This is a genomic window from Actinoplanes sp. NPDC051470 (assembly GCF_040682035.1).
Taxonomy (GTDB): Bacteria; Actinomycetota; Actinomycetes; order Mycobacteriales; family Micromonosporaceae; genus Actinoplanes.
The window spans coordinates 1-11872 of record NZ_JBFBAA010000037.1 but is presented as its reverse complement, the minus strand read 5'-3'; the positions used below and the strand labels follow the sequence as shown (position 1 = coordinate 11872).

Genomic DNA, 11872 nt, shown 5'->3' with positions numbered 1-11872 from the left:
GAGCATGCCCGACGAGCCGGAGAAGAAGCGCTGGGACCGCAACTTCGCCGACCTGCTGCAGGAGCTCCGTGTCGCTCAGACCGGCGTGCAGATCCTCTTCGCGTTCCTGCTCACCCTGCCGTTCAGCAGCGGCTTCCCGAAGACGACGGCGTTCCAGAAGGACACGTACGTGGTCGCGCTGGTCACCGCCGCCTTCGCCACCGCGATGATCATCTCGCCGGTCGCCTTCCACCGCGCGCTGTTCCGCCAGGGCCGCAAGCCCGAGCTGGTCCGGTTCGCGCACCGGATGGCCACCGGCGGGCTGGCGTTCATGCTGATCTCGATGGTGAGCAGCGTGCTGCTGATCACCGACTACCTGCTGACCCTCCTGCCGGCGCTGATCATCACCGGCGCCACCGCGGTCTGGTTCCTGGTCTTCTGGTGGCTGCTGCCGGTGGTGCGCCGCAACTGGGGCGAGGACGAGGACAACGACGGCTTCATCGACGACGCCCCGAGGGAGTCAGGCCAAGGCGATTGAGTTCCAGCGCGGCCAGCGAGTTCACCGCGTCGGCGTCACCGTTGCGCCAGGACTGGGCGATGTCCGGGCCGAGCCGGGTGAGCTTGTTGAGCGGCTGCGACGACAGCGCGCGCAGGGCGAGCAGGTCCTTGCCGGCCGGTTGGTCGCGCACCTTGGCCGCCACCCCGGCCCGCCGCATCCACCGCACCCGCAGCGGCAACCAGAGGAACAGAACCAGGGCCAGGGGTACGGCCACCAGCAGCAGAGCCAGCACGACGGCCAGGTTCTGGACGATCTCCTGCTGCTCCCGCCCCGCGTCGGCCAGCGAGCGGGCCGCCTCGGCCGCCTTGGTGAACGGCGCGGTCAGCTGGTCGCCGACCAGGGGCACCCGGCCGACCTTGCCGCCCGCGTCGGCCAGGTTGTCGGCCAGGCCGGTGCCGGCGCCCTCCAGCTTCTGACCGGGTACGCCCAGCTTGAGCACCAGGTCGTGGACCCAGAGGCCGGCGCGGATCCAGGCGTACACCCAGATCACCACCGCGAGATCGGTGAGGAGTTGACGGATGGCGTGGGGTAGCCGGTCGGCGTAGAGCTTCACTTGTTGCCCGCGCACTCGGTGCAGGTCCCGAAGATCTCCAACGTGTGCGACACGTCCTGGAAGCCATGTTGAGCAGCCACCTTGTCGGCCCAGGACTCCACCGCCGGGCCCTCGACCTCGACGGTACGGCCGCAGGAGCGGCAGACCAGATGGTGGTGGTGACCCTGGCTGCAGCGGCGGTAGAGGTGTTCGCCGCCGGGCGGGCGCATCACGTCGATCTCGCCGGCGTCGGCCAGCCCCTGCAGGGTGCGGTAGACCGTGGTCAGGCCGACCCGCTCACCCCGGTCGCGCAACATCGCGTGCAGGTCCTGGGCACTGTGGAAGCCCTCGACCTCGGCGAGGACGGAACTCACCGCACTGCGCTGGCGGGTGTTGCGTACCACCTCGTTCACGAGCGGGCCTCCCTGGCATGGCTGACGGCGTCGGCGACGATGTGGGCGATGTGCTCGTCCACCAGCGAGTATGCGATCTCACGCCCCCGCCGCGCGCCTCGCACCACCCCGGCGCCCCGCAGCACCCGCAGGTGTTGTGACACCAGCGGCTGTGGTGCGCCGAGCTTCTCCACCAGCTCGTGCACGCAACGCTCGCCGACGCCCAACTCTGCCACAATCGCCACCCGGATCGGCGCGGAGAGGGCCCGGAGGAGTTCCCCCGCGCCCTCGTACGCCTCGTACCCGGTCGTCGCCTCAGCCATGCAACACCACGTCCGGGGGTTCCCGTTCCTCCAGCTTGGTGTGGTTCCGCGCCCGGTTTCGCAATGCCCCGGCCACGGTCAGGGTCAGGAACAGCACCAGCGCCACGATCACGATGGTCGCGCCGGGCGCGGTGTTGACCTCGGCCGACAGCGCCACGCCGGCCGCCGCGGCCACCACGCCGGCCGCCATCGCCACCGCCATCGTCGTCCGGAAGCCCCGCGTGACCTGTTGCGCCGCGGCCACCGGGACCACCATCAGGGCCGAGATCAAGAGCAGGCCGACGGTGCGCATGGCGATCGTGACGGTCACCGCGGTGGTCACCGCGAGCAGAAGATTGAGGGTACGGACGGGAAGGCCGGAAACCCGCGCGTACTCCTCGTCGTCGCAGACCGCGAACAGCACCGGCCGCAGCAGCAACATGGCCGCGAGCACGGCGACGCCGAGCACCGCGATCACCACCAGGTCGCCGCCGGACGTGGTGGTCAGCGAACCGAACAGGTATTGCACCAGGTTGGCGTTGCCGCTGTCGTCGGAGAGCCCGACCAGCACCACGCCACCCGCGATGCCGCCGTAGAACAGCAGCGCCAGGGCCAGGTCGCCGGAGGTGCGGCCGCGTTCCCGGACCAGCTCCACGCCGACCGCGCCGACGGCCGAGACGATCACCGCGGTGAGTACGGGGGACTGGTTGAACAGCAGGCCGACACCGACGCCGGTCAGGGCCACGTGGCCGATCCCGTCACCGATCAGCGACAGCCGGCGCTGGACCAGGTAGATGCCCAGGGACGGCGCGGTGACCCCGATGATCAGCGCGCCGGCCAGGGCCCGGAGCATGAAGTCGTAGTTCAGCAGATCCATCAGTTGCGTACCCGATCCGTCGGCGCGACACAGATGCCGGGCCGCTCCGCCTCGGCGTGCGGGTGGACATGGTCGTGCTCCGGGTCGGCGTGGTGGCCGGCCGGGTCGGGCACCGGGCCGTCGTGGGCGATCCGTCCCTCGTGGACCACCACGGCCCGGGTGATCAGCGGCCGCAGCGGGCCCAGTTCGTGGGCCACCAGCAGCACCGTCCCGCCGCGCTCCCGGAACCGGCCCAGCGTGGCCGCGAACGCCTCCTGGCTGGCCGCGTCCACCCCCGCCGTGGGCTCGTCCATGATCAGCAGGTCGGGCTCGCCGGCCAGGGCCCGGGCGATCAGCGTGCGCTGCTGCTGGCCGCCGGACAGGGTGGACACCGGGTCGCCGGCGCGGTCGGTCAGCCCGACGTCGGCCAGCGCGGCCTTGACCGCGGCCCGGTCGGCCGAGCGGGAGAAACGCAGTACGCCCCGGCGGGCCAGGCGACCGGCCGCGACCACCTCGCCGACCGTGGCCGGGACGCTGCTGCCGGCGCCGACCCGCTGCGGGACGTAGCCGACCCGCGCCCACTCCCGGAACCGGCGGCGCGGCGTGCCGAACAGCTCGATCTCGCCCCGGGACAGCGGCACCAGGCCGAGCACGGACCGCACCAGCGTCGACTTGCCGGAGCCGTTGGCGCCCAGGATGGCCACCACGGTTCCGGCCTCGACGCCCAGGGTCACGTCGTGCAGCACCTCACGGGCGCCGTACCCGACGGCCGCGTTGGTCACCCGGACCGCATCAGTCATGCTGAGCCTTCTTTGTCATGCCCTCGTGGCCCTCGCGTTGCGGCGCCGTTCTCCGGCGTCATCACCTGCCGCTCGGTGCAGTCGGTCATGACGTGCACCCTAAAGCTTCGGTCAGCGCCGTGAGATTCGCCCGCATCATCGTGAAGTAGTCGGCGTTCGGATCGGTCTTGCCCTCGATCGGGTCGAGCACCGCGGTCCTCGCGCCGACCTCCTTGGCGATGGTCTCGGCGACCTTGGGGCTGACCAGGGTCTCGAAGAAGATCGTGGTGGCGCGGGTCTCCTTCGCCTCCTTGGCCACGTCGGCAAGCCGCTGCGGCGAGGCCTCGGCCTCGGGCGAGATCCCGGTGATGCCGACCTCGTGCAGGTCGTAGCGGGCGGCCAGGTAGGCGAAGGCGGTGTGGCTGGTGACGATCTCGCGGCGCTCGCAGGTCTTCAGCCGCGCGGCGTACTCCTCGTTGAGCTTGTCCAGCTCGGCGTGCAGGGCCGCGGCCCGGGCGCGGTGGTCGGTGGCGTGCGCCGGGTCGGCCTGCGCGAGGCGGTCGCCCAGCTGGTCGGTGATCGTGGCGAAGCGGACCGGGTCGAGCCACACGTGCGGGTCCTTGCCGCCTTCCGCGTGCTCCCCTTCTTCTTCGCCGCCGTGCTCGTGACTCTCCGCGGCCGCCAGCAGCTCGACGGTGCTGCCCACGTCGAACCCCTTGTCGCCGGCCTCCTGACCGACCGCCTGGTCGACCGCGGGCTGGAACCCCTTCAGGTAGACCACCAGGTCGGCGTCGCTGATCGTGCCCACCTGGCGAGGGTTCAGCTCGACGTCGTGCGGCTCGGCGCCCGGCTTCGTGAGGTCGGTGATCGCGACCTGGTCACCGCCGATGCGCTGGGTCAGGAACTGCAGCGGATAGAACGCGGTCACCACCTGGGGGCGGTCGTCGCTGCTGCCGCTGGCGCCCGAGCCGCACCCGGTCGCGACGAGCAGCACGGACAGGGCGGCGATCGCGAGGCGCGTTCTCATACCGGCAACTGTCGCCGACAATGACAATGATTGTCAAAAACGCATGCGTTCACATGCTCTTGGCGATCACCGTCACATGCTCTTGGCGATCACCGTGGCGAACAGGAGAACGAGGAGAACCACGCGGACGACGCGGGTGGCCGGCTTCTGCACCGGCCAGGTGGTGAAGGTCAGCACGGCCAGGCCGACGCCCAGCACGAACAGCACGGCCGCGCCGATGATCCCGGGCAGGAAGAGGCCGGCCAGCAGCAACGCCAGCGCTCCCACGAAGGCCGCCGTCGGGCTGACCCGGGCGAGCCGGCGAAGGAGGTTGTCGGACGATGTCACCGAAGGCTCCTGATCTGACGTGCGTACGCTGAATCACATGCTCGTGCTCAACCGCTTCGTGGTCCCTGACGGCGCCGAGGACGGCTTCGCCGAACGGGGGCACGCCGCCCTCGCCGCGCTCGCCGCCAGCCCCGGATATCTCTCCGGGCGCCTGACCCGTGCGCTGGACGATCCCGCGCACTGGGCTCTCGTCACCGAGTGGGAGTCCGTGGGAGCCTACCGGCGGTCGCTGGGCCGCTTCGACGTCAAGGTCCACGCCACCCCGTTCCTGTCCCAGTCGCGCGACGAGCCGTCCGCCTTCGAGACACTGGCCAGCGCCGCGCCCGGCGCCGAGGTCGCCGTGGTGGCCAGCGACCGGGCCGCCGAACCGTGGCGATGACTACTACGCTGGATTCATGACCCAGGTCCCGCCGGCTGCTCCGGGCGCCTACCCCGGCAGCGCTCCGCCGGCCCCTGTTTTTCCGGCCTCCGCTCCGCCCGCTGGTGGGTCGGTCGCTCCGGCGCCGCCGCGAGGGCCCGGTGTCGTCCCGCCGTTCCCGGCGCCGCCGACCGAGGGCCGCCGCCGGCGCGTCGGGCTGGGTCTGGGCATCGGTGCCGGTGTGCTCGTGCTCGCCTGCGGCGGCGGGGTGGCCGCCGTCGCCGGGCTGGGCGTGGTCATGACCAACGCGCTCAACGAGCAGGCCCAGGTCGTCATCGGCGACTACCTGACCGACGTCAAGGCCGGGCGCTTCGGCGAGGCGTACGACTCCCTCTGCGCCCGCACCCGTGCCACCGTCACCAAGTCGGAGTTCACCACCGACGCACAGACCGGCACACCCCTCGAATCCTGGAGCATCGGCGACCTCGACCTGGCCAGCGTCGACCTGGCCGTCCCGGTCGACGTCAAGTACTCCGACGGCAGCACCGGCGAGCTCGAGGCCCGCCTCGGGCAAGACCAGCAGACGGGCCAGTTCCAGGTCTGTTCGGTCGAGGAGTAATCTCCGGAGCTGTCCGTTTCCCACCTACCGTCCCCGCCGACAAACCAGCCGGCGTAGGAGGAACATGCCCGCCGATCGCATCGACGCCGTCGTCAGCCTGGCCAAGCGCCGGGGCTTCGTCTTCCCCTCCAGCGAGATCTACGGAGGCACCCGTTCGGCCTGGGACTACGGTCCGCTCGGCGTCGAGCTCAAGGAGAACGTCCGCCGGCAGTGGTGGAAGGCGATGGTCCAGGAACGCGACGACATCGTCGGCCTCGACTCCGCCGTCATCCTCGCCCGCGACGTGTGGGCCGCCTCGGGTCACCTCGACGCCTTCGTCGACCCGCTGACCGAGTGCCAGTCCTGCCACAAGCGCTTCCGGGCCGACCACCTGGAAGAGGCGTACGAGGCCAAGCACGGCAGCCCGCCCTCGTCGCTGCAGGAGCTGAACTGCCCGAACTGCGGCAACAAGGGCACCTTCACCGAGCCGAAGATGTTCAACGGCCTGATGAAGACCTACCTCGGCCCCACCGAGAGCGCCGAAGGACTTCACTACCTGCGCCCGGAGACCGCCCAGGGCATCTTCGTGAACTACAACAACGTGGCCACCGCGGCGCGCAAGAAGCCGCCGTTCGGCATCGCGCAGACCGGCAAGAGCTTCCGCAACGAGATCACGCCCGGCAACTTCATCTTCCGTACGCGTGAGTTCGAACAGATGGAGATGGAGTTCTTCGTCGAGCCCGGCACCGACGAGAAGTGGCACGAGTACTGGCTCGAGCAGCGCTGGAACTGGTACCTCGGCCTCGGCCTGTCCGAGTCGAACCTCCGCTACTTCGAGCACCCGGCCGAGAAGCTCTCGCACTACTCGAAGCGCACCGTCGACATCGAGTACCGCTTCCAGTTCGGCGGCACCGAGTTCGCCGAGCTCGAGGGCATCGCCAACCGCACCGACTTCGACCTGAGCACGCACAGCAAGCACTCCGGCGTCGACCTCTCCTACTTCGACCAGGAGAAGCAAGAACGCTGGGTGCCGTACGTGATCGAGCCGGCGGCCGGCCTGACCCGCGCGGTGCTGGCCTTCCTGCTCGAGGCGTACGACGAGGACGAGGCGCCGAACACCAAGGGCGGCGTGGACAAACGCACGGTGATGCGCTTCGACCCGCGGCTGGCCCCGGTCAAGGTGGCGGTGCTGCCGCTCTCGCGTAATCCCGACCTGTCGCCGAAGGCGCGCGAGCTGTCGTCGATGCTGCGCAAGCGGTGGGTCGTCGAGTTCGACGACTCGCAGGCCATCGGCCGCCGCTACCGCCGCCAGGACGAGATCGGCACCCCGTTCTGCGTGACCGTCGACTTCGACACCCTCCAGGACAACGCCGTGACCGTCCGCGACCGCGACACCATGAAGCAGGAGCGGATCTCCCTGGACGCGATCGAGGACTACTTGATCAAGCGCCTGCCCGGCTGCTGACGCTTCACCCCGGTCCCCGTCACTCTTGCCGGAGTGGCGGGGATCTCCTTGCGCACTGACGAACATGTTCGTTACGATCGTGTTCGTGAGCCCTAGACGAGTGCCGGTGAGCCGGCGTGACCGCCCGGCCAAGCCGCCACTCAGCCGCGACGGCCTGATCACCCTGGCGTTCAGCATCATGCGGGAGGAGGGGCTCGAGCGCGTCACCATGCGGCGGCTCGCAACCGAGCTCAACACCGGGCCGTCGTCGCTCTACGTCTATATCCGCAACACCGCCGAGCTGCACGGGGCTCTGCTCGACGAGTTGCTGGCCGAGTTGGTCCTGCCCGAGACCGACAACCCGGTCGGCTGGCAGGAGCGGCTGGTCGACCTGCTGTGCCGGTACACCGAGCTGCTGTTCCGCTATCCGAGCCTGGCCCGGTCGATGCTGACCCTGCTGCCCTATGGGCCGCGTTACCTGCGCCTCATCGACTGCGTGCTGTGGCTCCTCCACATCGGCGGCGTGCCGGCGCGGCAGGCCGCGTGGGGCGTCGACCTGCTGGTCCAGCATGCGGCCACGATGGCCGCCGAGCAGGGCACCCGGCAGGAGTCGGCCACGGGGCAGGACGAGTTCGACACGCTCGCCTCGGTCGCCGGCGAGGCGTCGCCGGAGCAGTACCCGAACCTCGTGCGGGTGCGGGACGAGCTGTTCTCCGGGACCGGCGAGGACCGGATGCGGTGGTCCTTCGAGGTATTGCTGCGAGGCATCTCCGGCCTCGGATGACGCCGGCCGCGGCGAGGGATTTGGGCGCGCGAGGGAGTTAGGCGCCCGAAAAAGTTGGGCGGCCAGGGGTTGGGCGCGGCCGGGTAGTTGGGCGCGGCCAGGGACTTGGGCGCGGTGAAGGGTTTGCGGCGCGGCGAGCAAGTTCGGCGCGGCGAAGGAGTTATGGCAAGCCAGGAGGATCTGGGCGGTATCCGGGCACCCTCGGCGGCAGCCTGCGCTTGGGGTTGGTGCTGCGGGAGTTGTTTTGTCCATGGCGAACATGTTCGTTACGAACAAGTTCGTCGACGCGCGTTCTTACCGAACGCGTTCAAAGCGAACGCGTTCAGCGTGAGTGGGTTCCGGAAGTTTGTCTCAAGCGAACGCGTTCGTTACGAACCAGTTCGTCAACGAAAGGAGTCGGAGATGGAGAAGGTCACGATTGTCGGGGCGGGGCTCAGCGGCCTCGTGCTGGCTCGGGTGCTGCATCGGCATGGCATCGCTGCGGAGATCTTTGAGGCAGACGGCTCGGCGATGGCTCGGACCCAGGGTGGGATGCTTGACATCCACGCCGAGAACGGGCAGGTCGGGCTGCGTGCGGCCGGGCTGATGGATGAGTTCGAGGCGATTATTCACCGGGGCGGCCAGGCCGTTCGGGTGCTCGACAAGCACAACACTTTGCTCTTCGCCGAGGGCGACGACGAGACCGGCGGGCGGCCCGAGGTCGACCGGGGTGCGCTGCGGCGGATCCTGATCGAGTCGCTGCCCGAGGGCATGATCCGGTGGGGCATGAAGGTCGCGGGGGTGCGTGCGCTCGGTGGTGGGCGGCACGAGGTCACGTTCGCGGACGGTACGTCGACCACGACCGAACTGCTGGTCGGTGGGGACGGGGCCTGGTCGCGGGTGCGGCCGCTGGTGTCCGGCGTGCTCCCGGCGTACGCGGGCATCTCGTTCGTGGAGATCGACCACCGCGAGGCCGACACCCGCCATCCCGGCCCGGCCCGCGTCGTGGGTGACGGCATGCTCTTCGCCGTCGAACCCGGGCAGGGCTTCCTCGGGCACCGCGAGCCGGACGGCAGCCTGCACATCTACGCCGCGCTGAGCAAGCCCGCGGACTGGATCGACGGCCTCGACCTCACCGACCCGGACGGTGCGAAGAAGCTGCTGGTCGACGAGTTCGCCGGGTGGGCGCCGGAACTCCTCGCGCTTATCACCGAGGGCGACGGCGAGCTGATCCCGCGCACGATCCACGCGCTGCCGGCCGGGCACCGCTGGGCGCGCATACCGGGGGTCACGCTGCTCGGTGACGCGGCGCATCTGATGTCGCCGTTCGCCGGGGAGGGCGCCAACCTCGCCCTGCTGGACGGCGCACGCCTGGGCGAGGCGATCGTCGCGCACCCGGGTGACGTCGAGGCGGCGCTGGCGGCGTACGAGCAGGAGCTGTTCCCGCGCAGTGAGCAGGCGGCGCGCGAGGCCGCGCAGGGGCTGGAGGCCGTCCTCGGCCCGTCGGCGCCGCACGCCCTCGCCGCGTTCTTCGCAAACGGTCCGGACGTCCCCGACGCCTCGGGCCCCGACCCCGCCGCCGCTTCGGGCGCAGACGGCACCGCGATGGGCGCCGCCGGGACCGCGACGCGGATGGCTGGAACGGGGGAGGGCGCGTGACCACGATCGGGGTGATTCTCGCCAGCACCCGGCCCGGCCGGAAGGGCGAGGCGGTGGCCCGCTGGGTGCTCGACGAGGCCGGCCAGCGCGACGACGCCACGTTCGAGCTGGTCGACCTGGCCGACCACCACCTGCCGGCGATCGACGAGCCGTTCCCGCCCGCCCTCGGCCGCTACACGCTCGACCACACCCGGGCCTGGGCCTCGACGGTGGCGCGGTTCGACGGCTACGTCTTCGTCACGCCCGAGTACAACCACGCGATGCCCGGGTCGCTGAAGAACGCCCTCGACCGGGTGTACGCCGAGTGGAACACCAAGGCGGCCGGCCTGATCTCGTACGGCGTGGAGGGCGGCATCCGCGCGGCCGAACAGCTGCGCCTGGTCCTGGGCGCCCTCCGCGTGGCCGACGTCGGCCCGCACGTGGCGTTCAACATCTTCACCGACTTCGACGCCGGCTCGCTCAACCCGGCCGACCGCCACCGCGACGCCCTCACCAGGGTCCTGGACGACGTGGTGGCCTGGAGTAAGGCGCTGGCGCCTCTCCGGTCGTGATGGGTCAGAACTCGAAACCGCCGGGGCGGTTGTTGCGGTCGGCGATCAGGCCGGCCAGCGTCGCCACGGCGATCTCGGGTGGGGTTTTGCTGCCGATGTTGAGGCCGACCGGGCGGTGGACCCGGGCGATCTCCTCGTCGGGCACGCCGAGTTCGCGCAGCATGGCCACGTGGGGGCCCTCGTGGTGGGGGTTGCCGAGGATGCCGATCCAGCGGGTCTTCGCGGCCAGCGCCTGCTTGAGCAGGTCGCCGATCTCGGGGCGGTGGTGGTCGGTGAGGATCACGTCGGTGTGCTCGTCGAGGCCGGCCGCGGCCAGGTCGGCGACCAGCTGGTCGCCGTGCGGGCGGGCCACCGGCGGGACCTGGCTCGGGTCGGGCTCGACCAGCACCGAGTGGAAGCCCAGCTCGACCGCCAGGCGCAGGATGAACTCGGACGTGGGGGTGTGGAAGACGGCTACCAGTTTGCGTGGGACCACGCTGACACCCTCCCACAGGCGGGACCGCCGCACCCGCGTGGCAACCTTGAGCGGTGACATTGAAGTTGGGGACCCACGCGGTGACGCCGCCGGTCGTGCTGGCGCCGATGGCCGGCATCACCAACGTCGCCTTCCGCCGGCTCTGCCGCGAGCAGGGCGGCGGGGTGTATGTGTGCGAGATGATCACCACGCGCGCGCTGGTCGAGCGGATCCCCAAGACGCTGAAGATGATCGCGTTCGCCGAGGACGAGGGTTTCCGCAGCCTCCAGCTCTACGGCGTCGACCCCGAGGTGACCGCGGCCGCCGTGCGGATGATCGCCGACGAGGGACTGGCCGACCACATCGACCTGAACTTCGGGTGCCCGGTGCCCAAGGTGACCCGGCGGGGCGGCGGCTCGGCCCTCCCGTGGCGGCGCAAGCTGTTCGGCCGCATCGTCGAGCAGGCGGTGAAGGCGGCGGCCCCGGCCGGCATCCCGCTCACGATCAAGATGCGTAAGGGCATCGACGACAACCATCTGACGTACGTGGAAGCCGGCCTGACCGCCCAGGACGCGGGGGTGGCCGCGGTCGCCCTGCATGCCCGCACCGCCGAGCAGCGTTACTCGGGGCAGGCCGACTGGGAGGCCATCGCCACCCTCAAGCAGGCGCTGGACGTGCCCGTGCTGGGCAACGGCGACATCTGGGAGGCGAGCGACGCCCTGCGGATGGTCGAGCAGACCGGCTGTGACGGCGTGGTCGTCGGCCGCGGCTGCCTGGGCCGCCCCTGGCTCTTCGCCGACCTCGAGGCGGCGTTCACCGGCCAGCCGACCCAGAAGCTGCCCACGCTGGGCGAGGTCGCCTCGATCATGGCGCGGCACGCCGCCCTGCTGGTCGAGGCGCTGGAGGACGAGAAGCACGGCTGCGCCGACTTCCGCAAGCATGTCGCCTGGTACCTCAAGGGCTTCCCGGTCGGCGGTGACCTCCGCCGCGCCCTGGCCATGATCTCGTCGCTGGCCGAGCTCGACGACCTGCTCGGCCAGCTCGACCCGGCCGAGCCGTTCCCGCGCGAGTCGCTGGGCCAGCCCCGTGGCCGGATCAACGCCCCGGGCAAGGTGTCGCTGCCGTACGGCTGGCTGGACAGCCGCGACGACGACACGGTGCCCGAGGGCGCCGAGATGGAGAACAGCGGCGGCTAGTCCCGTATTCCGCAGGTCGGCGATCGTCAGCACCATTCCAGCGGATTGACGTCGAGCAGGTCGAGGATTTCGAGTTGCAGGGGTGTGGGTTGAGGG

At 70.6% G+C, this 11872-nt stretch carries 16 protein-coding genes; 8 read left to right on the top strand and 8 right to left on the bottom strand.

Annotated features, from left to right (window positions below; genetic code table 11):
* Positions 1-4 precede the first annotated feature (4 nt).
* Positions 5-517: a DUF6328 family protein gene (locus AB0M54_RS40655; RefSeq protein ID WP_364321289.1), complete on the top strand. Its 513-nt coding sequence runs from the start codon at positions 5-7 to the stop codon at positions 515-517.
* Here the strand turns inward: AB0M54_RS40655 and AB0M54_RS40650 are convergent.
* The 7 genes from AB0M54_RS40650 to AB0M54_RS40620 all read right to left on the bottom strand — a co-directional run bounded on the left by AB0M54_RS40650 (position 477) and on the right by AB0M54_RS40620 (position 4753).
* Positions 477-1106: a hypothetical protein gene (locus AB0M54_RS40650; RefSeq protein WP_364477456.1), complete on the bottom strand. Its 630-nt coding sequence runs from the start codon at positions 1104-1106 to the stop codon at positions 477-479. The two genes, AB0M54_RS40655 and AB0M54_RS40650, sit on opposite strands and share 41 nt — an antisense overlap.
* The gene (locus tag AB0M54_RS40645) at positions 1088-1483 is read right to left on the bottom strand and encodes a transcriptional repressor (RefSeq protein WP_364320657.1); all 396 of its coding nucleotides are present in this window, start codon (positions 1481-1483) and stop codon (positions 1088-1090) included. The genes AB0M54_RS40650 and AB0M54_RS40645 overlap by 19 nt, the downstream gene beginning before the upstream one ends.
* Positions 1480-1785, bottom strand: coding sequence for a metalloregulator ArsR/SmtB family transcription factor (locus tag AB0M54_RS40640; RefSeq protein ID WP_364320659.1), 306 nt, complete (start codon positions 1783-1785; stop codon positions 1480-1482). The genes AB0M54_RS40645 and AB0M54_RS40640 overlap by 4 nt, the downstream gene beginning before the upstream one ends.
* Positions 1778-2641: a metal ABC transporter permease gene (locus tag AB0M54_RS40635; protein ID WP_364320661.1), complete on the bottom strand. Its 864-nt coding sequence runs from the start codon at positions 2639-2641 to the stop codon at positions 1778-1780. Before AB0M54_RS40635 ends, AB0M54_RS40640 begins: the two co-directional genes overlap by 8 nt.
* The gene (locus tag AB0M54_RS40630) at positions 2641-3420 is read right to left on the bottom strand and encodes a metal ABC transporter ATP-binding protein (protein ID WP_364320663.1); all 780 of its coding nucleotides are present in this window, start codon (positions 3418-3420) and stop codon (positions 2641-2643) included. The genes AB0M54_RS40635 and AB0M54_RS40630 overlap by 1 nt, the downstream gene beginning before the upstream one ends.
* 85 nt (positions 3421-3505) lie before the next feature.
* Positions 3506-4426 (bottom strand): metal ABC transporter substrate-binding protein, encoded by a 921-nt coding sequence (locus tag AB0M54_RS40625; RefSeq protein ID WP_364477453.1) that lies wholly within the window; start codon positions 4424-4426, stop codon positions 3506-3508.
* Positions 4427-4498: 72 nt separating this feature from the next.
* Positions 4499-4753 carry a DUF6703 family protein gene (locus AB0M54_RS40620; RefSeq protein WP_364320667.1) on the bottom strand — a complete coding sequence of 85 codons (255 nt, stop codon included), beginning with the start codon at positions 4751-4753 and terminating at the stop codon, positions 4499-4501.
* A 37-nt stretch (positions 4754-4790) separates the two neighbouring features.
* Between AB0M54_RS40620 and AB0M54_RS40615 the strand changes: the two genes are divergently transcribed.
* The 6 genes from AB0M54_RS40615 to AB0M54_RS40590 all read left to right on the top strand — a co-directional run bounded on the left by AB0M54_RS40615 (position 4791) and on the right by AB0M54_RS40590 (position 10126).
* Positions 4791-5132 carry an antibiotic biosynthesis monooxygenase gene (locus AB0M54_RS40615; RefSeq protein ID WP_364320669.1) on the top strand — a complete coding sequence of 114 codons (342 nt, stop codon included), beginning with the start codon at positions 4791-4793 and terminating at the stop codon, positions 5130-5132.
* A 16-nt stretch (positions 5133-5148) separates the two neighbouring features.
* Positions 5149-5730 carry a hypothetical protein gene (locus tag AB0M54_RS40610; protein WP_364477450.1) on the top strand — a complete coding sequence of 194 codons (582 nt, stop codon included), beginning with the start codon at positions 5149-5151 and terminating at the stop codon, positions 5728-5730.
* 64 nt (positions 5731-5794) lie between these two features.
* Complete coding sequence (locus AB0M54_RS40605; RefSeq protein ID WP_364320675.1) at positions 5795-7174, top strand: glycine--tRNA ligase; 1380 nt, start codon at positions 5795-5797, stop codon at positions 7172-7174.
* A gap of 85 nt (positions 7175-7259) precedes the next feature.
* On the top strand, positions 7260-7937 hold the full coding sequence (locus tag AB0M54_RS40600; RefSeq protein ID WP_364477447.1) for a TetR/AcrR family transcriptional regulator: 678 nt from the start codon (positions 7260-7262) through the stop codon (positions 7935-7937).
* Positions 7938-8339: 402 nt separating this feature from the next.
* Complete coding sequence (locus AB0M54_RS40595) at positions 8340-9575, top strand: NAD(P)/FAD-dependent oxidoreductase (protein WP_364477444.1); 1236 nt, start codon at positions 8340-8342, stop codon at positions 9573-9575.
* A complete protein-coding gene (locus AB0M54_RS40590; protein ID WP_364477441.1) occupies positions 9572-10126 on the top strand; it encodes an NAD(P)H-dependent oxidoreductase in 555 nt (184 codons plus the stop codon). The genes AB0M54_RS40595 and AB0M54_RS40590 overlap by 4 nt, the downstream gene beginning before the upstream one ends.
* 4 nt (positions 10127-10130) lie before the next feature.
* Here the strand turns inward: AB0M54_RS40590 and AB0M54_RS40585 are convergent, their stop codons facing one another.
* Entirely contained in the window at positions 10131-10601 is a 471-nt protein-coding gene (locus tag AB0M54_RS40585) for an XdhC family protein (protein WP_364320687.1), read from the bottom strand.
* Between the two features lie 53 nt (positions 10602-10654).
* Here AB0M54_RS40585 and dusB point away from each other — a divergent pair, with 53 nt between their 5' ends.
* The gene (dusB, locus tag AB0M54_RS40580) at positions 10655-11776 is read left to right on the top strand and encodes a tRNA dihydrouridine synthase DusB (protein ID WP_364477438.1); all 1122 of its coding nucleotides are present in this window, start codon (positions 10655-10657) and stop codon (positions 11774-11776) included.
* The last annotated feature ends 96 nt before the right edge of the window (positions 11777-11872 follow it).